Origin of the sequence: Streptomyces sp. W16, assembly GCF_033194735.1 — a bacterium.
Lineage (GTDB): Bacteria > Actinomycetota > Actinomycetes > Streptomycetales > Streptomycetaceae > Streptomyces.
Window position 1 is genome coordinate 1 of record NZ_JAWOAI010000095.1, and the last position, 24,015, is coordinate 24,015.

A 24,015-nucleotide genomic window follows, 5' to 3' on the forward strand; every position below is an offset into this window, starting at 1 on the left:
CGAGGTCGAGGGGCTCGACGGGGTGCAGGAGTCCGACCGCGCCGCGCAGGCGCAGGGCCTCGTCCGCGCAGGAGCCGCACTCGCCGAGGTGCTCCTCGACGGCCGCGGTCTCGGCCGCCGAGCAGGCGGCCAGCGCCCAGGCGCCGAGCAGTGCCTTCAGCACCTGGTGCTCCAGTACCAGCGGGGCGGGCCGGGACGCGGACTCGTCGAGCTCGGGCAGCGGGCGCCCGGTGTCCTCCACGGAGGCGCGGGGCATGGGGATGCGCGGCGGCACCGCACCCCCGTTCCCACCCTCCCTGGACGAACCCTCGTCGTACGCCTCGTGCTCGTCGTGCTCTTCGTACTCGTCGTTCGCGTCGCTCACACCGCACCCCCTGGTCCCGCTGGTTCCGGCGGTGCGCCGGCGTCGTGGGCGGTGGACAGGAGTTGGAGGCCCAGGCGCAGGCGGCGGCGGGCCTCGTCCTCGGTGACGCCGAGGTCGACGGCGGTCTGGCGGTAGTCGCGGCGCTGGAAGTAGGCCAGCTCCAGGGCGGCCCGCAGCGGGGCGGGCATGGACGTGACGATGTAGTCGGCGCGGGCGGCGACGGAGGCGCGGCGGACCTTGCGCTCCAGTTCCTCGGTGGAGCCCTCGCCGCTGTGGGCGAGCGCGACGGTCTCGGTGGCGCGCAGCCGCTGCACGGCGAGGCGGGCGGTCAGCGCGGCCACCCAGGAGCGCAGCGGGCCCTGCTTGGGGTCGTAGGTGTCGGGGTGTTCCCAGACGTGGGCGAAGACCTCGCGGGTGATGCCGTCGGCGGCCCGCTCGTCGCCGAGGACACGGTGGGCGAGGGCGTGCACGAGGGAGGCGAAGCGGTCGTACAGCTCACCGAGGGCCGCCGCCTCGCCGCGGGCGAGCCGCTGCTGCATCTTGCGGTCCCATCGGGGCGGTGCGTCCTTTGTCGCCATGCGGCCCCCTCACCGTGTCCGTGCCCGGGTCAAGCCTGCGCCCACCGTCTCTTCGAATGTAGTCGGCACCTCGGACAGCGCACGCCCCTTCGTGCAATTGCACGCCCCCGAAGGGGCGCGGGTGGTAGCGGACGGTTGCCCACCCGGTCCACAACTGATCGAACAGGATCGAAGGCGACTAAAACAAGCCTCTTCGGGCCGGTTTCCGTTTCTGTCTTCGGGTTTCAGGGAACCGCCGCTGGGCAGCCGCGCTGCAAGGAAGCGAAGGTACGGCTTCCGTTTCCGGACGGTTTCCGGGAGTTCCGGCTAGCGAAAGGCTCGACGGTGGCCTTCAAAGTGAACGACGGCGAGCGCGGCGGCTGGTCCGTGCTCCTTGTGTCCGGCGAACTGGACCTGGTGACCTCGCCGGTGCTGCGCCAGCGGGTGCACGACGTAGTGGCCGACGGTCACCACAGCCTGGTCGTGGACCTCTCCGAGGTGCTGTTCTGCGACTCCAGCGGCGTCGGCGTGCTCATCGCGGCCCGCCGCCTGATCCGCTCCTGCCAGGGGCATCTGCGCGTGGTCCTGCCCGCCCAGGGCGCGGTCGACGGCTCGCACGTCAACCGGGTCCTCGGCGCCCTCGGAGTGCGCCGCCTCTTCGACGTCTACCCCGATGTGATGACGGCCACAGAAGAGTCCCCCGAGGAAGAGGCGGACCCCCTCTCGGCGTGACGCCGGGGGTCTGTGGCGTGACGCCGTTGTTTCGGAATTTCCCCGGTCTTGGTACAAGCGACGTTTTCCGCTCCCGGACCCGCCCCGGCGTCGTACGCTCCCTGCCAAGTGCACCCCACATGAGTAAGGCGGCCCGAAACACATGGTCAGCACCGAGTACGAGCGACGGATCGCCGCCCGGTTCGCCACCTTCGACCAGGACGGCAACGGCTTCATCGACCGGGAGGACTTCAGCTCGGCGGCCAAGGCGCTGCTCGCGGAGTTCGGTACGGCGGCCCGCTCCGACAAGGGCCAGGCCCTGTACATCGGCGCGGAGGCGTTCTGGCAGGGCATGGCCGGCATCGCCGACCGGGACGGCGACCAGCGCGTCAGCCGCGAGGAGTTCGTGAACGGAGCGGTCAAGCGGCTGCGTGACAACCCCGAGCGCTTCGCCGAGATCGGCCGCCCCTTCCTGCACGCGGCCCTCGACGTCGCGGACCCGGACGGCGACGGCTCGGCCACCATCGCGGACACCGTGCGCGTCCTCAAGGCCCTCGGGGTGCCCGACGACATCGCCGCCATGGCGGCCGACGCCCTCGACACGGACAGCGACGGCAAGGTCGGCGAGGCGGAGATCGTCTCCTCCTTCGCCCGCTACTTCACCGTCCCGGAATAGCCCCAGGACCCGAATAGCGTTCCCGCAGCATGTACTTGAGCACCTTGCGCAAAGCGTCGTTGCGCGGAAGGGCGTCCACGATCTCCAGCTGCTCCGGCAGCTTGTGCACGGACAGCCCTTCCGCGCGCAGATAGTCCGTCACGGCGGACAAGGTCAACTCACCCGCACCCGGCGGCTGTTCGACCACCGCACACACCCGCTCCCCGCGCTCCGCGTCCGGCAGCCCCACGACGGCCACGTCACCGACGTCCGGATGCGCGGCGAGCAGATCCTCGATCTCCTTCGCGGAGATGTTCTCGCCCTTGCGGATGATCACGTCCTTGAGCCGCCCGGTGAGGATGAGATGCCCGCTCGCGGTCACTTTTCCGAGGTCCCCGGTGCGCAGGAAGCCGTCCCCGTCGAACGCCTCGGCCGTCTGCGCCGGGTCCAAGTACCCCTGGCACACGGCCTCCCCGCGCAGCCGCACCTCGCCACCCTCCGCGATCCGTATCTCCATCCCCTCGGGCGGCCGTCCCTCGGTCGTCGCCAGGTTCTCCGTCGTGTCCTCCGGGTCGCCCATGGTGATCATCGGCACCTCGGTCATGCCGTAGCCGTGGGTGAGTTGGACCCTCATCTCCCGTACGACGGAGTGGTAGACCTCCGGCGGCTTGGGCGCCCCGCCGCCCGCGAGCAGCCGTAGCGAAGGAATCACTGGAGTGCTCGGCTGTTTGCGCTGCTCGGCAAGGAACATGGAATAGAAGGCGGTTGAGCCGCCGGCCACCGTCACCCCGTGCTTGCGGTACCCCTCCAGCGCGTCCGGCAGTGCGAACTGCTCGAACATCACGGCCGGGAAGCCGTACAGCAGCAGCATCACCGTGTAGTCGGGCCCCGCGATGTGCGCGTAGGGGAAGGCCATCGAGCCCACGTCGTCCGGCGTCAGCCGCAGCGCGTGTGCGAGGCACGAGCCGCCCGCGATCAGTGAACGGTCCGTGTGCAGCACGCCTTTGGGGTCGGAGGTGGTGCCGGAGGTCCAGTAGATCCAGCGGACGGAGGTGCCGTCGGTGGGTGGGGGCGGCAGCAACGCCGGGTCTCCGTCCGGCAGTTGAGTTCCGTCGTACGCCTCGAAGATCCCCTTCGCGCCGAGCCGCCGTGCCATCTCCGTGTGGTCGAAGCCGCGCCAGGTGCCCGGCACCGCGAAGTACTCCGCCTTCGACTCCCGCAGCGCGAAGCCGACTTCGCGGTCCCGGTAGAAGGGGATCACCGGTGTCTGTACGGCTCCCAGGCGGGCCAGCGCGAAGGAGAGCAGGGCCGTCTCGATGCGGGTGGGCAGCTGCCAGGCGACGACCGTGCCGGGGCGTACGCCCATGCCGTACAGGCCCGCCGCCACCCGCTCCGACCGGTCCCGCAACTCGCCGAAGCTCAGGGCGCGGTCGTCCTGGAGGAGGACCGGGCGGTCGGGGGTCAAGTCGGCGCGGCGGGCGACCAGTTCCCACAGGGTGCGGGCGGAACTCAGGGAGTGCGGCGTCTCGTTCATGGTGCCCCCTCCTTGGCTGACGACTCGTCAGGTGACATGCTATCTGACGGGTCATCAGATAAGTACCGTCCCGCCGGAGGGGAACCCATGGCCACCGAACTGCCCCGCATCATCAGCGTCGACGACCACGTGATCGAACCCGCGCACCTCTTCGAGACCTGGCTGCCGAAGAAGTACCGCGAGCGCGGCCCCCAGCCGCTCACCGCCGGAATCGGCGAACTCGCCTACGTGGCAGGCAAATACCAGATCACGATGGACCCGGACGGCCCGCCCACCGACTGGTGGATCTACGAGGACCTCAAGTTCCCGTACAAGCGCAACATCGCCGCCGTCGGCTTCGACCGCGACGAGATGACCCTGGAGGGCATCACCCGCGAGCAGATGCGGCGGGGCTGCTGGGACCCGGCCGAGCGGCTCAAGGACATGGACCTCAACCATGTCGAGGGCTCCCTCTGCTTCCCGACCTTCCCGCGCTTCTGCGGCCAGACCTTCGCCGAGGCGCACGACAAGGAGGTCGCGCTCGCCTGCGTGCGCGCCTACAACGACTGGATGGTCGAGGAGTGGTGCGGCGACAGCGGCGGCCGGCTCATCCCGCTGTGCCTGATCCCTCTGTGGGACGTGGAGTTGGCGGTCGAGGAGATCAGGCGCAACGCGGCACGCGGGGTCCGCGCGGTGACCTTCTCCGAGATCCCCACCTACCTCGGCCTTCCGTCCATCCACTCCGGCTACTGGGACCCGTTCTTCGCCGTCTGCCAGGAGACCGGCACGGTCGTCAACATGCACATCGGCAGCAGCTCCCAGATGCCCGCCGCCTCCCCGGACGCACCCCCCGCCGTACAGGCCTCCCTCTCCTTCAACAACGCCATGGCCTCGATGATGGACTTCCTCTTCAGCGGGGTCCTGGTGAAGTTCCCGACCCTCAAACTCGCCTACTCCGAAGGGCAGATGGGCTGGATCCCGTACGCCCTCGAACGCGCCGACGACGTCTGGGAGGAGCACCGCGCCTGGGGCGGAGTGCGCGACCTCATCCCCGATCCGCCGTCCACGTACTACTACCGCCAGATGTTCTGCTGCTTCTTCCGCGACAAACACGGGGTCGCTTCGCTGGACGTGGTGGGCCGGGACAACGCGACCTTCGAGACCGACTACCCGCACGTCGACTCGACCTTCCCGCACACCAAGGAGGTCGCCCTCGACCATGTGAAGGGCCTCGACGACGAGACGGTCTACAAGCTGATGCGGGGCAACGCGATCCGCATGCTGGGTCTGGACCTCGACAAGTAATGGACCTCTCGTACACGGCCGAGGAGGACGAGTACCGGGCCCGCCTGCGGGAGTGGCTGGGCAAGGTGCTTCCCACCCTGCCTTCGAAGCCGTCGCCGGACGACTGGCCGGGCAGGCGCGGCTACGACCTCGGCTGGCAGCGGATGTTGTACGACGCCGGGTACGCCGATGTGCACTGGGACGCGTCCCCGACCACCCGCCTGATCTTCCTGGAGGAGACCGAGAAGGCGGGCGCACCCTACGTAGGGGCCAATTTCGTGGGGCTGTTGCACGCCGGGCCGACGATCGCCGCCGAGGGCACGGCCGAACAGCGGGAGCGCTGGCTGCCGCCCGTGCTGCGCGGTGACGAGGTCTGGTGCCAGGGCTTCAGCGAACCGGACGCCGGTTCCGACCTCGCGGCACTGCGCACGCGCGCGTGGCGGGACGGCGACGACTACGTGGTGACCGGTTCCAAGATCTGGACCTCGCACGCCGAAGTCGCTGACTGGTGCGAGCTGTTGGTGCGGACGGATCCTGCGGCGCCGAAGCACCGGGGTATCAGCTGGCTCGCGATGCCGATGGACGCGGCGGGGATCACCGTACGGCCGTTGCGGACGCTGGCCGGGTCCGCGGAGTTCGCCGAGGTGTTCCTCGACGAGGTGCGGGTGCCTGTCGGCAACCGGGTGGGGGAGGAAAACGACGGTTGGCGCGTGACGATGGTGACGCTGTCGTTCGAGCGCGGTACGGCCTTTGTGGGTGAGGTTGTCGCCTGTCGGCGGGTGTTGGGCGAGTTGGCCCACGAGGCGCGGCGGAACGGGCGGTGGGACGATCCCGTGCTCCGGCGGCAACTGGGGCGGTTGAACGCCGAGTTCCGGGCCCTGTGGCGGCTTACGCAGTGGAACGTGAGTGAGGCGGAGGCCTCCGGCGGCGTCCCGGGTGTGGGCGGGTCGGTTTTCAAACTCCGCTACTCGCACGCCCGTCAGGAGCTGTATGACGCGGCGGCGGAGGTTCTGGGGGTGGAGTCGCTGGATCTGGAGCGGGCTTGGGTGCTTGATCGGTTGTCGTCGCTGTCGTACACGATCGCCGCCGGCACGTCGCAGATTCAGCAGAACATCGTGGCCGAGCGGATTTTGGGGTTGCCGAAGGGGAGGTGAGGCATGCGGTTTCAACTGACCGATGATCAAAGGGCGTTGCGGGATGCAGTGCGAGCCGTGATCGGTAGTCGGTCGGGTGCGGGCTCGTCGTGGCTGGTCGCGCAGTTCCCCGCGCCCCTAAGGGGCGCTCCTCTACTGGACCGGGGTTTGTGGCAGGCCCTTGGTGATCTTGGGGTGTTCTCCCTGCGGTTGGCCGAAAGCGATGGAGGTGCCGGACTCGGGCTGCCCGAAGCCGTGTTGGTGTTTGAGGAAGTCGGGTCGGCGTTGGTGCCTGGGCCGTTGGTGGCTACGCATCTTGCTGCCGGGGTGGTGCCGGGGGCCGCGACCGGGGAGACAGTGGTCGCCGCTGCCGATGGCAGGCTCGTGGAGTGGCTGGACGAGGCCGATGTCGTGCTGCCGGGGGCCGAGGGGGCCGTAGCGCTGCGGTCGGTGGATCCGTTGACTCCGTTGCATCGGGTGCCGGCGCCGGCGCGTACCGACCCTGTCGCTGTCCTTCTGACCGCTGCCGAGCAGCTCGGTACGGCCGCGCGGGTGTGTGGGCTCGCGGTGCAACACGCCCGGACGCGTGAGCAGTTCGGGCAGCCGATCGGGGGCTTCCAGGCCGTGAAGCATTTGTGCGCGCAGTCGCTGGTGCGGGTCGAGATGGCGCGGGCCGCGGTGTACGCGGCGGCCGTGACCGGCGACCGGGTGGACATCGCGGCGGCCCGGCTGCTGGCCGACGAGGCCGCCGTGCGCGGGGCCCGGGACTGTCTGCAGGTGCATGGCGGGATGGGCTTCACCTGGGAGTCCGAGGTCCATCTGCATCTGAAGCGGGCGTGGGTGCGGGCCCAGCGTGGTGGTGGGAGCACGGAGAGTGAGGAGCTGCTCGCGGCCGATCTGGTGGGCGGAGCGGTGTAGTGGGGCGCCTGCCTGCGGTGACCGGAACGGCTCCGACAACGGTGTCGCGGATCGTGGCACAACGGAATCACGCAGCGTTGATATCGGGTTGTGTCCTATGCGTGACTCGTCACGGCCCGGAGTCGCCTCGGGGCTCCGGTACCTTGTGTGGGATGCGAGTGGTTCAAGGTACGAGCCATGCCGGTGTTGCCTGTGAGGCGACTCCGGATCGGGCGGTGCGCTCCACAGTTCGTATGGCAGAACGGGCTTTCACCCCTGCCTGTTCGACTCCCCGCAACGAGCGTCGCACAGTATCCCGCACGCGTACTCCTTCGCGCTGGAATATGCCCGAAGCGCTTGTTGGGGTGACGGAACGTCAATCATGCTGTCTCGCAAGGGATTCACGTTCCGTGACCCTGGCTCCGGTCGTTGTTCTGGCCATGCAGAAAATGGCTACGATCGTGGCCCTCGTGAGGCGCGAGGCTATGTGTCCGCCGGTTCGGATGGTGTGAGCGGTGCAGGTGCTTCAAGTGCAGCTGGAGATCCGGCCCGACCCCGCAGAGGTGGGGCGGGCCAGGAGATGGGCGCGCTCCCGGCTCGCCGGGTCCGGGATAGAAGCGGACGAACCGCTGGCCGAGACGCTGATCCTGCTCGTCTCCGAGCTCGTCACCAACGCGGTGGTGCACACCGGCTGTCCGGCCGTGCTGCGGCTCTCCCTGCCGGACGAGGCCACCGAGTCGGCCACGGTCCGCCTTGAGGTCGCCGACACCAGCTGTACGGCCCCGGTGCCGCGTTGCGCGGAGGGTGACGAGACCGGTGGTCGCGGACTGGCGCTGGTGGACGGCCTCGCCGACCGCTGGGGCTGGAGCGCCGAGGGCACCGGCAAGCGCATCTGGTGCGAGCTGGACCGGGGCAGTCAACCCCGGGAGGCCGCCGCTGCGTTCGGGGGCGGTGCCACGGCGTACGGGGAGTTCGAGGGCTTCGCGTACGAAGCCGTGTAGGTGCTGTCTGCAAGTGCCGGGCGGAGATGCGCCGGGCCGTGCTTCCGTGCGCGCCCTGCGGCAAAGTGGTGCTTAAGGAACAAATCTCCAGATGGGCGTTGACGCGACGTGACCGTTTGGTCACGCTTGTGGGCAGCGATTCGCCGCGAGGGGACGACGAGGGCTTCGGTGACGGGAGCCCTCGGCGAGTGTGGGTCGTGTTCGGCGTGGCTTCCCTCGGGGCCGGGGGGCCGGGACGGGTACGCCGGAGTCGGATGGCGGCAGCGCGGTGCCGTGCTCGGGGCGGGCAGCAGCGCGCCGCCATCCGACCGTAAGTCCGGCCCTCGTCAAAACCGGACGGGGCCTGCCCGGCGGATCAGGTCGCAGGAAAGTGACGGCACCACACCCCGCGTCTGCGGCATGATCCGCCGGGCAGGCCCCAAGCCTAGAGGATGGCGATGGGGGCCACCGGGGTTCCCGTTGCGCCCACGAAAGGTTCGGGCATCGCCGACAGGAAGAACGTGAACCGGTTCTCTTGTCCACAAGCTGTGGACAACTCTTCGAGATTCCAGTTCTGCCCCTGCAGCATCCCCATCTCGACCAGGTCGAGGGCGTGCACCGGCAGCCACAAGTCCTCGATCTCCGGCGGAAATATCTCAAAGGTGAGGGTGTCGTTGGCGACCGCCGCGACATCACGCGCGTGGAACCACTCCGGCGTACGGACCGAGAGGCCGGGTGACGGGTAGCTGTACCCGTGCTTGTCACCGGCCAGATACACCTGCACCTGCCCGGTCCGTACGAGCACGATGTCTCCCGATCGGACCTGGGTGCCGGCGAGTTGCTCGGCCGCCTCCAGGTCCTCCGGGGTGACCGCGTGCCCGCTCGCCAGTCGGTCGACGCCGCGTGCGCGCGCCACGTCCAGCAGGACCCCGCGCGAGACGATGTGCCGCGCCTTGTCGATGCCGCTGAACTCGGCCCCGCCGTGCGGGGTTACGGTGCCGGCCGGGCGGCCGTTGTAGAGCTTGCCGGAGTGCGAGGCGTGGGTCAGCGCGTCCCAGTGGGTGCCGGCCTGCAGCCCCATGGTCACGGCGTCGTCGCTGCACGCGACCGTTCCCGGCCCGAAGACTTCCTGGTTGATCTGCACCATCGCGTGCAGGGGGTTGATCCGGCCCGGGTTTATCCCGGTCTGGATGCCGTCCTGTCGGAGCGGGAGGGCCAAGGGGATGCGACGGCCGGTCCGGATCTCGGCGGCGGCCTGACGGACCACCTCGTCGGTGATCAGGTTCAGCGTGCCGATCTCGTCGTCCGGCCCCCAACGGCCCCAGTTGTTCACGCGCTTGGCGATGGCGTGGAACTCCGGACCAAGTGTCGGCGGTGACATCGGGGCCTCCCCGGGGCTTGTCCTCAGGCATCTGACGGGTCGTAGAATCTGAGTCGAATCTAACGGACCGTCAGAAACTGCGGGAGGGGCCGGACATGGGGAACTTCTTGGCAGGCAAGGTCGTCGCCGTGACGGGCGCGGGCCGGGGCATCGGCCGGGCGGTCGCGCGGGCGGCTGCCGCCGAGGGGGCGCGGGTTGTCGTCAACGACTACGGGGTCTCGATGGACGGGGCGTCGCCTACGAGTGAGATCGCGGAGGGGGTCGTCAAGGAGATCTTGGCGGCGGGCGGGGAGGCGGTTGCTGTTGCCGATGACATCTCGACCATGGCTGGTGGGCAGCGGGTTGTTGATGTCGCGGTGTCGTCGTACGGGCGCATCGACGGGGTGGTGTGCGTTGCCGGGATTCTGCGGGAGCGGATGCTTTTCAATATGTCCGAGGAGGAGTGGGATCCCGTTCTCGCCACGCATTTGAAAGGCACGTTCACCGTTTTCCGGGCCGCTTCGGCGGTGATGCGGAAGCAGCGGGCCGGGACGTTGATCGGGTTCACCAGCGGGAATCACCAAGGGTCGGTCTCGCAGGCGAACTACAGCGCGGCGAAGGGCGGGATCATCTCGCTGGTGCGGAGCGCTGCGCTGGGCCTGAACAAGTACGGGGTGACCGCCAACGCGGTGGCGCCTGTTGCTCGTACGCGGATGTCGGCGAACGTTCCCATGGAGTTGGCGGAGATCGGGTCGCCGGAGGATGTTGCGGCGCTCGTTGTCTATCTGCTGTCGGATTCGGCTCGGGAGGTCGGGATCACCGGGCAGGTTTACACCGTTGCGGGGCCGAAGATCGCGGTGTGGGCGCAGCCTCGGGAGTTGCGGGCGGCGTATGCCTCCGGCGGGTGGACGGCTGAGAAGATCGCGGAGTTTTTGCCGGGGTCTGTGGGGGTGGATCCGATGCCGATGCTTGCTCGGTTGCAGGAGATGGAGCGGGCTGCGCGGGAGGGGAGTCGGCCTAACGCCTAAGGGGGTGGGGGCGGTGCGTTGTGTGGCGGGTGCGGGTGCGTTGGGGCTGGTCGCGCAGTTCCCCGCGCCCCTTGGGTGGGTGGACTCGACGGTGTTGTTAGGGGAGCCCTGTGGATTTTGGATTCACTGACGGGGATGAAGGGTTTCGGGCTGAGGCTCGTGCCTGGCTCGCTGGGCATGCTGATTCCGTTCAGGATCGGCGGGTTTGGGAACGCACGCTCGGCAAGAGCGGGTGGATCGGGCTGGGTTGGGGCGAAGGCGGGTACGGGAATCGCAGCGCCTCGCTTACTCAACAGGTCGCCTGGGCCGAGGAATACGCTCGGTCGTCCGCGCCGCCGCGTTCCGGGCACATCGGGGAGAATTTGCTTGCTCCCACCCTCATCGCACACGGCACCGATGAGCAGAAGGCCCGCTTCCTGCCTGCCATTGCGGCCGGGGACGAGCTGTGGTGTCAGGGGTACAGCGAACCGGGGGCCGGGTCGGACCTCGCTGGGGTGCGGACCACTGCCGTGTGGGATGCGGCGGACGGGGCGTATCGGATCACCGGGCAGAAGATCTGGACCTCGCTCGCCCATGAGGCCGACTGGTGTTTTGTGCTGGCGCGGACCGAGGCGGGGTCGCGGCGGCATCGCGGGCTGAGTTTTCTGCTGGTGCCCATGGATCAGCCGGGGCGTGTCGAGGTGCGGCCCATACGGCAGTTGACCGGGACCAGTGAGTTCAACGAGGTGTTCTTCGACGGGGCGTTGGCGCGCGGTGAGCATCTTGTGGGAGGTGCGGGTGAGGGCTGGCGCGTCGCCATGAGCCTGCTCGGGTTTGAGCGAGGGGTGTCGACGCTGGCCCAACAGATCGGGTTCGCACGGGAGTTGGGGCGGGTCGTCGAGGCCGCGGTCGCTTCGGGTGCGGTGCTCGATCCCGTCTTACGCGATCGACTCGTGCGGCAGTGGGCCGAGTTGCGGACCATGCGGTGGAACGCCCTGCGGACGCTGGGGCGGGCCGGGGACGCCGGTGCGCCCAGTGTGGCCAAGCTGTTGTGGGGCGGGTGGCATCAGCGGCTCGGGGAGCTGGCGATGTCGGTGCGGGGGGCCGCGGCGACGGTGGGGCCGCTCGACTGGTCGCCGTCGGCGTCGTACGAACTCGACCTGCTCCAGCACCTGTTCCTCTTCTCGCGGGCCGACACCATCTACGGCGGCTCGGACCAGGTTCAGCGCACGATCATCGCCGAGCGGGTGCTCGGTCTGCCCAGGGAACCCAAGGGGGTCGTCTGATGCGCGGTGTGGTCTTCGACGGCAAGCAGATCCAGGTCGTGGGGGATTTGGAGGTGCGGGAGCCGGGGGCGGGAGAGGTGCTGGTCGCCATTTCGGCGGCCGGGTTGTGCCACAGCGATCTGTCTGTGGTGGACGGGACCATTCCCTTCCCCGTTCCTGTGGTGTTGGGGCATGAGGGTGCGGGGGTGGTGGAGGCCGTGGGTGTGGGCGTCACCCATGTGGCGCCCGGAGATCATGTGGCTCTGTCCACGCTCGCCAACTGCGGGACGTGCGCCGAGTGCGACCGGGGGCGGCCGACCATGTGCCGGCAGGCCATCGGGCGGCCGGGGAAGCCGTTCACGCGGGGCGGGCAGTCGGTCTACCAGTTCGCCTCCAACTCCGCCTTCGCCGAGCGGACCGTGGTCAAAGCCGTGCAGGCCGTGCGGATACCGAAGGACATTCCGATGCCGTCCGCCGCGCTCATCGGGTGCGGGGTGCTGACGGGGGTCGGCGCTGTGCTGAATCGGGCGCGGGTCGATCGCGGGGAGAGTGTCGTCGTCATCGGGACCGGGGGGATCGGGCTCAACGTCATCCAAGGGGCCCGGATCGCGGGCGCGTCGACGATCGTCGCCGTCGACGCCAACCCCGGGAAGGAGGGCGTGGCACGGCAGTTCGGGGCCACGCACTTCCTCACCTCGACGGAGGGCGTGCGGGAGATTCTGCCGAGCGGGGCCGATCACGCGTTTGAGTGCGTGGGCCGGGTGGAGTTGATCCGGCAGGCGGTGGATCTGCTGGACCGGCACGGACAGGCCATTCTGCTGGGGGTGCCGGCGGTCACCGCCGAGGCCTCCTTCCTCGTCTCGTCCATGTACCTGGACAAGTCCATCCTCGGGTGCCGGTACGGGTCTTCCCGGCCGCAGCGGGACATCGCCCTGTACGCCCAGCTGTATCGCGAAGGGCGGCTGCTGCTCGACGAGTTGGTGACCGAGACCTATCCCGTCGAGGACTTCGAGAAGGCGGCGGCGGACGCGGAGGCAGGGCGGGTGGCTCGGGGCGTTCTGACGTTTTGACGAGGGCGTCCGACGGTCGTACGGCGGATGCCTGACGGTGGCATGACGGGAGTTGTCCACAGGTGGGGAAAATCCCGTGGGGCGTTGTCGGTGACGGCCCGTAGCGTGCCGGCATGACCTACCGCGATGTCGTCTCCCGACAGGTCCTGACCTGGGCCTGCACCGCCGTCGGCGCCCGCATGCCCGTGGCCATGGCCCCGCTCGCCCTGGTCTTCCTGGTGCGCGAGCGGCCCGGCGGCTACTCGCTGGGCGCGATCATCGCGGCGGCGTACGTCCTCGGGGAGATCGTCGGCGCCCCGGTGCTCGGGATGCGGCTGCGGCCGGAACGGGCCCGGGGGCAGCTGGCGGTCGGGCTCGCGCTCGGCGCGGCGGGCTTCGTGGGACTCGGGATGTTTCCGGGCGCGCATCCCGTCGTCCTCGCCGGGTTCGCCTGTCTCGCCGGGGCAGCCCCGGCCGCCGCGACCGGTGCGCTGCGCACCCTGCTCGGTTCGCTGGTGCCGGAGCGGTCCGTGGCGCAGGCGCTGTCCGTCGAGTCGATACTCACGGCGGGCGTGTGGGCCGTGGCCCCGGCCGCGGTGGCGGGCCTGGCCCTCGGCATCGCACCCCGCGTCCCCCTGCTGCTCGCGGCCGGCCTGATGGCGTCCTCGGTCGCGGGACTGTGGCTGCTGCCTGCGGGGTGGGGCGCGGGCGACACGGCTGACACGGGCGGTGGGGGCGGTACTGAAACCGGTGCTGGTACCGGAGTTCGGATGCTCGCGATGCTGATCGGTGCCTGGCCGGTGTACGTCACCGGTGCGGCCAGTGTCGCCGTGCTAGGACTGTCGGAACTCGTCCTGCCCGCCCTGCTCGAACAGCGCGGCATCGGTGTCGGCTGGTCCGGCCCGCTGCTGACCGGGATGGCGGTGGGCGGCGGCCTCGGCGCGTTCGTCTACGGCCTCCGCGGCTGGCCGGGACTGCTGCGCACCCGCAGCCTGGTGCTGATGGCCGGGACCTCGGCCTGCGTGGCCCTCGCCGCGCTGATACCGACCACACCCGGGATCGGGGTCGCGCTCGTCGTGGGCGGCACGCTCCAGTCTGGCGCGATGCTCACCCGCAACCTGTCCCTGCGCGAGGTGCTGCCGCCCGGCGCCCTGGCCGCCGGTTACTCGGTCATGTACGCGGCGGCGAGCGTGGGTTACGCGGCCACGGGGTCGCTGGCCGGGGCGCTGCTCAAGTTTGTGGCGCCGTCGACGGCGATTCTGGCGGGGGCGGTCCTGACCGTGCTGCTGACCGTGATCGGCTGGTGGGGCGAGGTACGGCGCGTGGGCCGGGCGGGGCGGGCGGTCCGACCGGCGAGGGCGGGGCGGGGTGCCGATGTCGTCGTAGTGCGGTCTGTGAAGTCAGGTGCCTCGAAGCGGAGTTGGCGGTGATTCTGCGGAGTTGGCGGTGATTCTTACGAAGCTCGGACGTCGGGCCTTGGTGCACTTTTTGTCGGCTTATGTACCGCGGTCGCGGGCTAGCGTTGCAGCCGTCCGGCAGTGAGCGCGAGTCGCTCCGCCGGCTCCTGATCCCGCGTTCCGTGTTCCGTGTTCCGCAAGTTTCCGCAAGAGGAGTACCCACACATGGCTCTCGCCAAGGCCCGCGCCTCCCGCACTTCCCGCGCCGCCCGGATCGCCCGTACGGCGGGTACGGGCGCCGTCGCGCTCGCCGCCGCGGCCCTCTTCGCCGCTCCCACGGCCAGTGCCGCCGACGCGCACCGCGGCTCCGACTCCCGCGCCCACCACGGCAGTTCGACGGTGTTCGTCCAGACCGACGACACGACCGCCAACTCCGTGGTCGCCTACGAGCGCGCCGCCGACGGCACCCTCGGCCAGAAGGGCGTCTACCGCACCGGGGGCAAGGGCGGCGTCCTGGCCGGCACCGTCGCCGACCACCTTGCCTCGCAGGGGTCGCTCGCCTACGACCGGCACAACCAGCTGCTCTACGCCGTCAACGCGGGCAGCGACACCGTGACCGTCTTCGCCGTGCACGGCACCCACCTGCGCCGCGTCCAGGAGATCTCCAGCGGCGGGACGTTCCCGGTCAGCGTCACCTTCCACGGCGACCGGGTCTACGTCGCCAACGCGCTCGGCGGCGGTTCCGTGCAGGGCTTCGCGCGGACCGGCGAGCGGCTGGTCAAGGTCCCCGCCTGGCACCGCGATCTCGGCCTGGGCGCGACCGCTTCGGCCGTAGGACAGATCTCCTTCACGCCCGACGGCTCGAAGCTCGTGGTCACCACCAAGGCCGCCGGGCAGAGCATCGACGTCTTCCCGGTCAGCCGTTACGGCGGGCCGTCCGCGCGGCCCGTGGTGACCTCGCTCCCGGGGGCCGTGCCGTTCGGCTTCGACTTCGACTCCGCCGGACGGATACACGTGACGGAGGCCGGGACGAACTCGGTGGGCACCTTCAGCGTCGCCCGTGACGGCGGACTGACCGCGAAGGGCACCGTCGCGACCGGCCAGACCGCCACCTGCTGGGCCGTCACCGCTGCAGGGAATGTGTACGTCTCCAACGCCGCCAGCGGCACGGTGTCCGGCTACCGGGTGGGCTCCCAGGGCAAGTTGACCGCGCTGGGCAACACGGCCACCGACGCCGGCACGGTGGACGCGGCGGCCTCCTCGGACGGCCGGTACCTCTACGTCCAGACCGGAATCAAGGGCATCGTGGACGAGTTCCGGGTCAACAAGAACGGGTCGCTCACGGAGATCGGTTCGGTCGTGGTGCCGGGTGCCGTCGGCGGGGAGGGCATCGTCGCGGGCTGATCGACGAGGGGGATGACGCGCGGGGGTACGGGTTCACGGCGCGGCGCCGACACCGCCGTAGCTCTCGGACCCGTAGCCCTCGAACCCGCTGCTCCGGCCCCCGCCCCCGCCGCCGCCGGTGCGGAACGTGCGGCGGTACGTCGTCGGGGTGACGCCGAGCGCCGCCTGCAGATGCTGGCGCATCGACTGGGCGGTGCCGAAGCCGGCGTCCGTGGCCACCTGGTCCATGGACAGGTCGGTGGACTCCAGGAGGTGCCGGGCGCGTTCGACGCGCTGCTGGGTGAGCCACTGGCCGGGGCTGACCCCGACCTCCTCGCGGAAGCGGCGGGTGAAGGTGCGCACGGACATCGCCTCCTGCTCCGCCATGTCGCGCAGCTGGATCGGCTCGTGCAGCCGGCCGAGCGCCCAGGCGCGGGCGGCGGTCGTGGTCGCCAACTGCGGGTCGGGGACCGGGCGGTGGATGTACTGCGCCTGCCCGCCGTCGCGGTGCGGCGGTACGACCGTGCGGCGGGCCACGTCGTTGGCGACGGCCGTGCCGAAGTCCCGTCGCACCATGTGCAGGCACAGATCGATCCCGGCCGCGACACCCGCTGAGGTAAGCACGTCGCCGTCGTCGATGAACAGCACGTCCGCGTCGACCTCGATCCGCGGGAAGAGCTGCTGGAAGCGCTCGGCGTCCGCCCAGTGCGTGGTCGCCGGGCGCCCGTCGAGGAGGCCTGCGGCGGCGAGGACGTAGACGCCGGTGCAGATGGACGCGAGGCGGGTGCCCGGGCGGATGCGGGCGAGGGCGTCGGCCAGTTCCGGGGTGAGGACGCCCTCCTCGAAGACCGGGCCGAGTTCGTACGACGCCGGGACGATCACCGTGTCGGCGGTGGCCAGCGCCTCCGGGCCGTTCGGGACCTGGATGGCGAAGTCGGCGTCGGTGTCGACCGGCCCGGGCGGCCGGACCGAACACGTCACGACCTCGTACAGCAGCCGCCCCTCGGCGTCCCTGGGGCGGCCGAAGATCCGGTGCGGGATGCCCAGCTCGAAGGGGAGCAGGCCGTCGAGGGCGAGCACGACGACACGGTGCGGACGGAAACCGTCGGTGGCGGTGGCATTGGCGGTCGCGGTGACTGTGGCCATGACCCGATTGTATGGCCCGATCCTAGCGAATGCTGTCCTCCCGGCCAATGGATCGAATCAGCCGCAGGCCGGAAGCTGTATGGCGTGACCCAGACAACCGAACCGACCGCAGTCGTGAACGAAACCCCGCCCGCCCGACGCACACGCATCAACAGGGCCTGGTTCGTCGCCGCCGTCACCTTCGTGACGATCATCGGCGCGGCGGCCTTCCGTTCGCTGCCCGGGTTGCTGATCGATCCGCTGCACCAGGAGTTCGGCTGGTCGCGCGGCACGATCGGGGCCGCGGCCTCCATCAACCTCGCGCTGTACGGACTGACGGCCCCCTTCGCGGCGGCGCTGATGGACCGCTTCGGCATCCGGCGCGTCGTCGCGGTCGCGCTGACCGTGATCGCGCTCGGCTCCGGACTGACGGTGTGGATGACCGCGCCCTGGCAACTTCTGCTGTGCTGGGGCCTGTTGGTGGGTCTGGGCAGTGGTTCGATGGCCCTCGCGTTCGCCGCGACCGTCACCAACCGCTGGTTCACCGCACGGAAGGGCCTGGTCACCGGCATCCTCACCGCCGCTTCGGCGTCCGGCCAGCTGATCTTCCTGCCGCTGCTGTCCTGGATAGTCGAGGAGCACAGCTGGCGCCCGGCGGCCGTGACCGTGTCCCTCGCGGCCCTCGCCGTCGTCCCCTTCGTGTGGCTGCTGCTGCGCGACCACCCGGCGGACGTGGGCGCGAAGCCGTACGGCGCGACCGAGTTCGTACCGAAGCCGGAACCGGTGACGGGAGCGGCCCGCCGCACGATCGCCGTGCTCTTCAAGGCGGTCCGCACCGGCCCGTTCTGGCTGCTGGCCGGCACCTTCGCGATCTGCGGCGCCTCCACCAACGGTCTGATCCAGACCCACTTCGTGCCCGCCGCCCACGACCACGGCATGCCCATCACGGCGGCGGCCTCGCTGCTCGCGGTGATCGGTGTCTTCGACGTCGTCGGCACGATCGCCTCCGGCTGGTTCACCGACCGCTTCGAACCCCGCCGCCTGCTCGCCGTCTACTACGCCCTGCGCGGCATCTCCCTCCTCTTCCTCCCCATGTTGCTGGCCCCGACGGTCCACCCGCCCATGCTCTTCTTCATCGTCTTCTACGGTCTCGACTGGGTCGCCACCGTCCCGCCGACCCTCGCCCTGTGCCGCGAGCAGTACGGCGAGGACAGCGCGATCGTGTTCGGCTGGGTACTCGCCTCGCACCAGGTCGGCGCGGCACTGGTGGCCTTCCTCGGCGGGGTCGCACGGGACGCGTTCGGCTCGTACGACATGGTCTGGTACGTGTCCGGGGCGCTGTGCGCGGTGGCGGCGCTGATGGCGCTGGTCATCCGGCGGCGGCCGGTCGTGCGGGTGGGCTCGGTGGCGGTGGCGTGACGACTGCGGGGCCGAGGTGACGTTCCCCCGTTCCCCTCCTCGGCCTCGGAAGAGGGAACAGCGACTGGGTGCCGCTTCAGGAGCGCTCAGACGAACCGGCCCCGGTGGAACAACAGCGGCGCCCCGTCCCCGTCCCCATCCTCGTCGTCCGTCGTCCCGAGCGCGTCCACCCGCCCCACCACGATCAGGTGGTCGCCCCCGGTGTGCACCGCGTGGATCGTGCAGTCGATCCACGCGGCGGCGCCGTTCAGGCGCGGGGAACCGGAGACCGGGGACGCGTCGTAGGGCACGCCCGCGAACTTGTCGGTGCCGCTGATCGCGAAGCCGCGGCACAACTCGCCCTGGTGGGCGCCGAGTACGTTGACGCAGAAGACGCCGGCGCGGGCGATGCGCGGCCAGGTCGTGGACGTACGGCCGACCATGAAGACGACGAGCGGCGGGTCGAGGGAGAGCGCGGAGAACGACTGGCAGGCGAAGCCGGCCGGGCCGGGCTCGCCGTCCGCCGCGGGGGCGGTGACCACCGTCACGCCGGTCGCGAACGAGCCCAGTACGCGCCGGAATTCGCCCTGGTCGACTGGTGCGCGCTCGTCGTCCGCGACGCACCGGAGCTCCGGCCGCGGCAGCGCCTCGACAGGCTGCGCGGCCGGAGCGCTTCCGGACGACCTGAGGTAGCGGACGGCGGCGGCAGCCGCTCCTGCGTGTCCCATCACACCACCCATTGAAGCTGACGGGTCATCAGATAGGAAGGGGTGTCGCATCGCCACCTGCCCTGACGGCTGGTTCACAGACTCCCGGGCAGAACATGGGAGTTGCGTCGCCGCACGGACCTCCCCGAGTCACTTCCCGCACACCCGCCCGCAGCAGAGTTGCGCAACGACCGCCGCCGGTACGGAACCGGTGGCCGCCGTGACTTTCCGAGGAGCACCCACCCGATGAACCGTCCCACCGCACGCGGCACGGCAGTGGCCGCCGTGGCCGGCCTCGCCCTGGCCCTCGCCGCCGCCCTGCCCGCGCAGGCCGCCGACTCGACCGTCACCGAGTCCCAGTGGCTGTCCGACGTCGCCACCGTCACCGGCCCCGCGCAGACCTACATCGACTCCCGTGCCGCCGCCAACACCTCGGGCGCCAAGCAGGCGATCGTCCTCGACATCGACAACACCTCGCTGGAGACCTACTTCGAGGGCGGCATCACCGTCCCCGCCACCCCGCCGGTGCTCGCCCTCGCCCAGGACGCGCACGCCAAGGGCATCAGCGTGTTCTTCGTCAGCGCCCGCAGCAACCTCTTCAACCTGGTCACCAAGTCCAACCTGACGTCCGTCGGCTACACCGTCGACGGCCTCTACGCCCGCACGGTCGCGCAGCTGCTGACCGAGTCCATCGCCGACTTCAAGACCTCCCAGCGCAAGGCGATCGAGGCGAACGGCTACGACATCATCGCCAACATCGGCAACAACACGACCGACCTGACGGGCGGCTACGCCGACACGACGTACAAACTCCCGGACTACGACGGCCTGTTGGACTGACCAGCACGACGGGCCGTGGGCCGCGCCGAGTTCAGCGAACCAGCTCCATGACGATGTCGTCGAAGTCCGGGAACTCCCGCGTGGCCTGCTCGATCACGACGGCGGCCGTCGAACACTGGTGGGGTGCGAACCGGACTGCGACGGCGGTCAGTTCACGCTTGGGGCGGGAGATCGCGGCGGGGTCGGACCCGGGCCGGGATTCGGGCTCGGGCGGGTTCGAGAGTGCTGCCTCGCAGGGGCCCCAGCCGTCGGCGAGCAGCCACAGGAAGGCGCCCAGATCGCGGGCGACGACGCCGGTCTCTCCCTCGGAGCCGAGGAAGACGACCGGCTGCTCGGCCAGGGCACGGCCCGGGCGGATCAGCCAGAACGCGGCGTTCCCGCCCGTGCCGTCCTGACCGAACACCCGGAAGGCATCGCCGTTCAGCTCGCCGTTGCCGGTCCACCCCCGGAGCCACTCGGTCGTCTCGTCGGCGCTCAGGAACGCTTCGTAGGGCTCGAATTCGACACCGTCCTCGCCGATGCAGTCGAGCCGGACCGCCATGGCGGCGGCAAGCGGCGGAGGGAACTCGCGGTCCTCGTGCGGTGTCACGCGACCAGATTAACGGCGCGAACTGCTGCTTCGGCCGTCCCTTGGGGGGAACGCGAGGATCAGCGCCCCCGGTACTCCGCACTCCGCCGCTCCACGAAGCTCGCCACGCCCTCCCTCGCGTCCTCCGTCGTCATGTTGATCTCCTGGGCCGCCGCCTCCGCCGCGAACGCGGTTGTGCGGTCGCTGTCCAGGGAGGCGTTGACGAGTTGCTTGGTGAGGGCGATGGCGCGGGTCGGGCCGGTGGCCAGGCGTTGTGCCCACTCCCGGGCCGTCTTCTCCAACTCCCCGTCCGGTACGACCCTGTTGACCAGGCCGAGCCGTTCCGCGTCTGCCGCGGTCACCGTGTCGCCGAAGAACATCAACTCCTTCGCGCGCTGTGGGCCGATCAAGCGCGGGAGCAGATACGCGCCGCCGCCGTCCGGGACCAGGCCGCGTCGTACGAACACCTCGATGAACTTCGCTGATTCCGCGGCGAGTAGGAGGTCGCAGGCCAAGGCCAGGTGGGCGCCCAGGCCCGCCGCCGTGCCGTTCACCGCCGCGATCACCGGTTTCTCGCAGTCCAGGACGGCGGCGATCAGTCGCTGCGCGCCCAGGCGGATCGTGCGGGCAACGTCGCCGGCGACCCGTTCTCCGGTCGCCGATCCGGCGCGCAGGTCCGCGCCCGCGCAGAATCCGCGCCCGGTGCCGGTGAGGACCACTGCCCGTACGCCGGGACTGGCGGACGCCTGAGTCAACAGCTCGATCAGCAGCTCCCGTTGGCCCGGCGTGATCGCGTTCAGTGCCTCGGGCCGATTGAGCGTGACGTACGCGACCTGACCGGCGATGGTGTAGGTGACCTCGTTCGTCATCGGCACACCGCCAGCGCGTCCAGCGCCACCGCGCCCTGTCCCCGGGGCAGCACCATCAGCGGGTTGATGTCCAACTCCGAGAGCACATCGCCCAGTTCGAGGGCCATCCGCTGGACGCGCAGGATCACCTCGACCAAGGCGTCGAGGTCGGCCGGCGGTCGCCCCCGTACCCCGTCGAGCAGCGGACGGCCGCGCAACTCGCCGAGCATCTCGGCCGCCTGGTCCTCGCCGAACGGCGGCACTCGTACCGCCACGTCCCGCAGCACCTCGACCAGCACACCGCCCAGCCCGACCGTCACCGTCGGCCCGAACAGGTCGTCCTGGGTGACACCCACCACCATCTCGACACCCCGCTCGACCATCTGGCAGACCAGCACACCGTCCAGGGTCACGTCCTCGTAGCGGGCGATGTCCGTCAACTCGCGGTATGCGTCCCGGACTTGGCTGGCCGATGTCAGTCCGACCTTCACCAGGCCCAGTTCCGTCTTGTGCGCTATCTGGCCGCCCGACGCCTTCATCACCACCGGGTAGCCCACCAGTCCCGCCGCCCGTACGGCCGCCGCCGCGCTGGTCACCAACTGCTCGCGGGGGACCCGGATTCCGTACGCCCGCAGAAGCTGTTTCGCCGCGTGCTCGCTCAGCTGCTGGCCCGGCCGCATCAGGGCCTGGGCCTTGCGGAAGGAGGGGGAGAGGGTACGGGGGGCCTCGTCGAAGGGGGAGCGGTAGGCGTGGACGAAGCGGTGGTGGGAGAAGTAGGCGCGCAGCGCCGTGATGCAGTTGCCCACCGTGCGGAACGTCGCCACCCGCGAGGAGCCCAACAACGCCTCGCGGTACGCCGGTTCGGTGCCCACCGGCGAGCCCCACACCACGCACACCAGCTTGTCCGTGCGCTCGGCCGCGGCCACCAGGTCCTCCACGAGCTTGTCGCTCAGCGGGGGGAACGGGCCCGTGATGGGGCAGACCAGTACCCCTACCTCCGGGTCGTCGAGGATCGCGTCGATGATCTTCCGGCCGCGCCAGTCGCCCACCGGGTGACCGCCGTTGTCCACCGGGTTGGCCACGCTCAGGTACGGCGGTATCCACTCGTGGAGCTCGGACTGTTTGGCCTCCGACAGCACCGGGAGCTTCAGACCCGCCTCGCTCGCCAGGTCGGCGAAGTGCGCGCCGGTGCCCCCGGAGATCGAGTACACGACCACCCCCTTGGCCACCGGTGCCTTCGCCCGCGCCAACAGGGCCGCTGTGTCCTGGAGTTCGTCGAGGCCGTCGACGCGGAGCACGCCGTACTGGCGCATCGCCGCGTCCACCACCGTGTCCGCGCCGGTGAGTTTGCCGGTGTGGGAGGCGGCGGTGCGGGCGCCGGTCTCGGTGCGGCCGACCTTCACCGCAACGACGGGCACCTTGCGGCGGGCGGCGCGGTCGGCGGCGAGCAGGAAGGAGCGGCCGTCCTTGAGGCCCTCCAAGTAGCAGGCGATGGCGCCCACTTCGGGGCGTTCGGCGAAGTAGGAGATGAAGTCCGCCGTCTCCAGGTCGGCCTCGTTGCCGGTGGGTGCCCAGTGCGAGAGGCGGATGCCGAGTTCCTGCAGCGCGAAGACCGGGCGGCCCTGGTGGCCGGACTGGGTGATGAGGGCGATCGCGGGGCCGTCGAGGTCCTCGCGGAAGTGCTCGAAGGCGTTGAGGTTGGTGTTCGGGCCGAGCAGGCGGAGACCGGATCGGCCTACGGCGGCGGCGAGTTGGGCCTGCGCCAGTGCGCCCTCCTCGCCCGTCTCCGCGAAGCCGGACGCGAAGGCGACCGCGAACTTCGCCTTCGCCTCGGCCAGTTGCTCGATCACGGGGAGCGGGTCGGCCACCAGCACCACGGCCAGGTCGACCTGTTCGGGGAGCTCGGGGACGGAGGGGAAGCAGGGCACGCCGAAGACCGTCGTACGGGTGGGGTGCACCGGATGCAGGCGCGCCCCCACCCGGCCCGCCCAGGCGATGAGTTGGCGGGTGATGCCGGTGTTGGGGCGTCCCTCCGCGTCCGAGGCGCCGATCACGGCGACCGACTCGGGGCGGAAGAAACGGTCCAGGTCGGGTACGCCGGCGTACAACGGCCGCCCGCCGACATCGAGATCGTCGACGTCGGCGGGCCTTCCGTGGACGGCGGGGCCGGGTTGCTCACCGCAGGCGATGACCCGGGCCCGGCGGGAGTCGGTGGTGAGGGTGCCGTGGGTTGATCCAAGCATCGGTCCGCCCGCTCCTGTGACAGTCGTGACAGCACAATTAACTGACGCAGTGTCAGATTACTGAACTGACACTGCGTCAGGAACTGTCGTGCACGCAAAGAACGCAGATGCCTCGGCCTGCGGCGCGGGATCCCTACGCCAACTGACCCTTGCGGACACCCTTCGCGACTGCCTTCGCGATCTTCTCGGCGTCGATCGCCATCTCGCGGAACATGCCGCTGATGGGGTTGGTGAACCCGGTGAAGTACAGGCCCGGCGCGTCCGTCGGGGTGTGCGCGCCGGTCGCGACCGGCTTGCCGCGGGCGTTCAGGACGCCGAGGTGGCCGACGAGACCCTCCAGCGAGCGGACGTATCCGGTGGCCGCGATCACGGCGTCGGGCCCGACGCGGTCGCCGCCGGCGAGGATCACCTTGCCGTCCTCGAAGCCCTCCACGGCCGTCACGACCTCGACCTTCCCCTTGCGTACGGCGTCGATGAGCCCGACGTCCTGCACGGGGATCGACCCCTCGTTGACCCGGCTGTACAGCCCGGTGTCGGGCCGCGCCAGCCCCTGCGCCGACAGGTCCGGCACGCTGAGCTTGGCCATCGGCCCCGCGAGCCGGTCGACGACGCGCACCGGCAGCCGTCGTACGACGATGCCCGTGTACTGGGCCGCCCAGCCCGCGGTCGAGCGGCGCACGATGTGCGGGGTGGTGCGGACGGCGAGCCGTACGCGCGCCGCGCCGCCCTCC

Annotated in this window: 22 protein-coding genes and 1 pseudogene; 13 read left to right on the plus strand and 10 right to left on the minus strand. The window is 70.4% G+C overall.

The genetic code is table 11. The features are described 5' to 3' along the window. Positions 1-256 (minus strand): zf-HC2 domain-containing protein (locus tag R6V09_RS15320; protein ID WP_317881974.1); only part of this gene is annotated, 256 nt, incomplete at its 3' end. 104 nt (positions 257-360) lie between these two features. Next, on the minus strand, positions 361-942 hold the full coding sequence (locus R6V09_RS15325; RefSeq protein ID WP_317881953.1) for a sigma-70 family RNA polymerase sigma factor: 582 nt from the start codon (positions 940-942) through the stop codon (positions 361-363). A 324-nt stretch (positions 943-1,266) separates the two neighbouring features. Here R6V09_RS15325 and R6V09_RS15330 point away from each other — a divergent pair, with 324 nt between their 5' ends. Further along, complete coding sequence (locus R6V09_RS15330) at positions 1,267-1,653, plus strand: STAS domain-containing protein (RefSeq protein ID WP_317881954.1); 387 nt, start codon at positions 1,267-1,269, stop codon at positions 1,651-1,653. Positions 1,654-1,795: 142 nt separating this feature from the next. Further along, positions 1,796-2,308, plus strand: coding sequence for an EF-hand domain-containing protein (locus R6V09_RS15335; RefSeq protein ID WP_317881955.1), 513 nt, complete (start codon positions 1,796-1,798; stop codon positions 2,306-2,308). Here the strand turns inward: R6V09_RS15335 and R6V09_RS15340 are convergent. Beyond that, on the minus strand, positions 2,292-3,821 hold the full coding sequence (locus R6V09_RS15340) for a class I adenylate-forming enzyme family protein (protein WP_317881956.1): 1,530 nt from the start codon (positions 3,819-3,821) through the stop codon (positions 2,292-2,294). The two genes, R6V09_RS15335 and R6V09_RS15340, sit on opposite strands and share 17 nt — an antisense overlap. An 87-nt stretch (positions 3,822-3,908) precedes the next feature. Between R6V09_RS15340 and R6V09_RS15345 the strand changes: the two genes are divergently transcribed. The 4 genes from R6V09_RS15345 to R6V09_RS15360 all read left to right on the plus strand — a co-directional run bounded on the left by R6V09_RS15345 (position 3,909) and on the right by R6V09_RS15360 (position 8,115). Beyond that, entirely contained in the window at positions 3,909-5,105 is a 1,197-nt protein-coding gene (locus tag R6V09_RS15345; protein WP_317881957.1) for an amidohydrolase family protein, read from the plus strand. After that, positions 5,105-6,238, plus strand: coding sequence for an acyl-CoA dehydrogenase family protein (locus R6V09_RS15350; protein WP_317881958.1), 1,134 nt, complete (start codon positions 5,105-5,107; stop codon positions 6,236-6,238). Before R6V09_RS15345 ends, R6V09_RS15350 begins: the two co-directional genes overlap by 1 nt. A gap of 3 nt (positions 6,239-6,241) precedes the next feature. Then, a complete protein-coding gene (locus R6V09_RS15355) occupies positions 6,242-7,135 on the plus strand; it encodes an acyl-CoA dehydrogenase (RefSeq protein ID WP_317881959.1) in 894 nt (297 codons plus the stop codon). Positions 7,136-7,629: 494 nt separating this feature from the next. Further along, positions 7,630-8,115, plus strand: coding sequence for an ATP-binding protein (locus tag R6V09_RS15360; protein WP_317881960.1), 486 nt, complete (start codon positions 7,630-7,632; stop codon positions 8,113-8,115). A gap of 424 nt (positions 8,116-8,539) precedes the next feature. Here R6V09_RS15360 and R6V09_RS15365 read toward each other — a convergent pair whose 3' ends face one another. Then, on the minus strand, positions 8,540-9,475 hold the full coding sequence (locus R6V09_RS15365; protein WP_317881961.1) for a cyclase family protein: 936 nt from the start codon (positions 9,473-9,475) through the stop codon (positions 8,540-8,542). 95 nt (positions 9,476-9,570) lie between these two features. Here R6V09_RS15365 and R6V09_RS15370 point away from each other — a divergent pair, with 95 nt between their 5' ends. From R6V09_RS15370 to R6V09_RS15390, 5 genes are all read left to right on the plus strand, one after another. Then, positions 9,571-10,482 carry an SDR family oxidoreductase gene (locus R6V09_RS15370; RefSeq protein ID WP_317881962.1) on the plus strand — a complete coding sequence of 304 codons (912 nt, stop codon included), beginning with the start codon at positions 9,571-9,573 and terminating at the stop codon, positions 10,480-10,482. Positions 10,483-10,592: 110 nt separating this feature from the next. Continuing rightward, the gene (locus tag R6V09_RS15375; RefSeq protein WP_317881963.1) at positions 10,593-11,747 is read left to right on the plus strand and encodes an acyl-CoA dehydrogenase family protein; all 1,155 of its coding nucleotides are present in this window, start codon (positions 10,593-10,595) and stop codon (positions 11,745-11,747) included. Beyond that, positions 11,747-12,796 (plus strand): alcohol dehydrogenase catalytic domain-containing protein, encoded by a 1,050-nt coding sequence (locus tag R6V09_RS15380; protein ID WP_317881964.1) that lies wholly within the window; start codon positions 11,747-11,749, stop codon positions 12,794-12,796. The genes R6V09_RS15375 and R6V09_RS15380 overlap by 1 nt, the downstream gene beginning before the upstream one ends. A 113-nt stretch (positions 12,797-12,909) precedes the next feature. After that, positions 12,910-14,205, plus strand: a complete 1,296-nt coding sequence (locus R6V09_RS15385; RefSeq protein WP_317881965.1) for an MFS transporter — start codon at positions 12,910-12,912, stop codon at positions 14,203-14,205. Positions 14,206-14,397: 192 nt separating this feature from the next. Then, a complete protein-coding gene (locus R6V09_RS15390; protein ID WP_317881966.1) occupies positions 14,398-15,576 on the plus strand; it encodes a lactonase family protein in 1,179 nt (392 codons plus the stop codon). Between the two features lie 33 nt (positions 15,577-15,609). On the opposite strand, the gene R6V09_RS15395 is transcribed toward R6V09_RS15390, so the two are convergent. After that, positions 15,610-16,701, minus strand: coding sequence for a GlxA family transcriptional regulator (locus tag R6V09_RS15395; protein WP_317881967.1), 1,092 nt, complete (start codon positions 16,699-16,701; stop codon positions 15,610-15,612). 84 nt (positions 16,702-16,785) lie between these two features. On the opposite strand from R6V09_RS15395, the gene R6V09_RS15400 reads away from it, so the two are divergent. Beyond that, the gene (locus tag R6V09_RS15400) at positions 16,786-18,099 is read left to right on the plus strand and encodes an MFS transporter (protein WP_317881968.1); all 1,314 of its coding nucleotides are present in this window, start codon (positions 16,786-16,788) and stop codon (positions 18,097-18,099) included. An 86-nt stretch (positions 18,100-18,185) separates the two neighbouring features. Here R6V09_RS15400 and R6V09_RS15405 read toward each other — a convergent pair whose 3' ends face one another. Beyond that, positions 18,186-18,806, minus strand: a complete 621-nt coding sequence (locus R6V09_RS15405; RefSeq protein ID WP_317881969.1) for a flavin reductase family protein — start codon at positions 18,804-18,806, stop codon at positions 18,186-18,188. Positions 18,807-19,031: 225 nt separating this feature from the next. Here R6V09_RS15405 and R6V09_RS15410 point away from each other — a divergent pair, with 225 nt between their 5' ends. Next, positions 19,032-19,625, plus strand: coding sequence for an HAD family acid phosphatase (locus R6V09_RS15410; protein ID WP_317881970.1), 594 nt, complete (start codon positions 19,032-19,034; stop codon positions 19,623-19,625). A 31-nt stretch (positions 19,626-19,656) separates the two neighbouring features. On the opposite strand, the gene R6V09_RS15415 is transcribed toward R6V09_RS15410, so the two are convergent. From R6V09_RS15415 to R6V09_RS15430, 4 genes and pseudogenes are all read right to left on the minus strand, one after another. Further along, positions 19,657-20,214, minus strand: a complete 558-nt coding sequence (locus tag R6V09_RS15415; protein WP_317881971.1) for an SMI1/KNR4 family protein — start codon at positions 20,212-20,214, stop codon at positions 19,657-19,659. Between the two features lie 59 nt (positions 20,215-20,273). Continuing rightward, complete coding sequence (locus R6V09_RS15420; RefSeq protein WP_317881972.1) at positions 20,274-21,062, minus strand: enoyl-CoA hydratase/isomerase family protein; 789 nt, start codon at positions 21,060-21,062, stop codon at positions 20,274-20,276. After that, a complete protein-coding gene (locus tag R6V09_RS15425) occupies positions 21,059-23,284 on the minus strand; it encodes an acetate--CoA ligase family protein (protein WP_317881973.1) in 2,226 nt (741 codons plus the stop codon). Before R6V09_RS15425 ends, R6V09_RS15420 begins: the two co-directional genes overlap by 4 nt. Positions 23,285-23,417: 133 nt before the next feature. Continuing rightward, positions 23,418-24,015: pseudogene (locus R6V09_RS15430) on the minus strand (NAD(P)/FAD-dependent oxidoreductase); the annotation flags it as partial.

Excerpts from the sequence above, each read along its gene's own strand:
- R6V09_RS15370 (WP_317881962.1), top strand. The coding sequence starts at position 9,571 with ATGGGGAACTTCTTGGCAGGCAAGGTCGTCGCCGTGACGGGCGCGGGC.
- R6V09_RS15380 (WP_317881964.1), top strand. The coding sequence starts at position 11,747 with ATGCGCGGTGTGGTCTTCGACGGCAAGCAGATCCAGGTCGTGGGGGAT.
- R6V09_RS15350 (WP_317881958.1), top strand. The coding sequence starts at position 5,105 with ATGGACCTCTCGTACACGGCCGAGGAGGACGAGTACCGGGCCCGCCTG.
- R6V09_RS15420 (WP_317881972.1), bottom strand. The coding sequence starts at position 21,062 with ATGACGAACGAGGTCACCTACACCATCGCCGGTCAGGTCGCGTACGTC.
- R6V09_RS15390 (WP_317881966.1), top strand. The coding sequence starts at position 14,398 with ATGGCTCTCGCCAAGGCCCGCGCCTCCCGCACTTCCCGCGCCGCCCGG.
- R6V09_RS15365 (WP_317881961.1), bottom strand. The coding sequence starts at position 9,475 with ATGTCACCGCCGACACTTGGTCCGGAGTTCCACGCCATCGCCAAGCGC.
- R6V09_RS15405 (WP_317881969.1), bottom strand. The coding sequence starts at position 18,806 with ATGGGACACGCAGGAGCGGCTGCCGCCGCCGTCCGCTACCTCAGGTCG.
- R6V09_RS15340 (WP_317881956.1), bottom strand. The coding sequence starts at position 3,821 with ATGAACGAGACGCCGCACTCCCTGAGTTCCGCCCGCACCCTGTGGGAA.
- R6V09_RS15325 (WP_317881953.1), bottom strand. The coding sequence starts at position 942 with ATGGCGACAAAGGACGCACCGCCCCGATGGGACCGCAAGATGCAGCAG.
- R6V09_RS15425 (WP_317881973.1), bottom strand. The coding sequence starts at position 23,284 with ATGCTTGGATCAACCCACGGCACCCTCACCACCGACTCCCGCCGGGCC.
- R6V09_RS15395 (WP_317881967.1), bottom strand. The coding sequence starts at position 16,701 with ATGGCCACAGTCACCGCGACCGCCAATGCCACCGCCACCGACGGTTTC.
- R6V09_RS15355 (WP_317881959.1), top strand. The coding sequence starts at position 6,242 with ATGCGGTTTCAACTGACCGATGATCAAAGGGCGTTGCGGGATGCAGTG.
- R6V09_RS15385 (WP_317881965.1), top strand. The coding sequence starts at position 12,910 with ATGACCTACCGCGATGTCGTCTCCCGACAGGTCCTGACCTGGGCCTGC.
- R6V09_RS15410 (WP_317881970.1), top strand. The coding sequence starts at position 19,032 with ATGAACCGTCCCACCGCACGCGGCACGGCAGTGGCCGCCGTGGCCGGC.
- R6V09_RS15335 (WP_317881955.1), top strand. The coding sequence starts at position 1,796 with ATGGTCAGCACCGAGTACGAGCGACGGATCGCCGCCCGGTTCGCCACC.
- R6V09_RS15345 (WP_317881957.1), top strand. The coding sequence starts at position 3,909 with ATGGCCACCGAACTGCCCCGCATCATCAGCGTCGACGACCACGTGATC.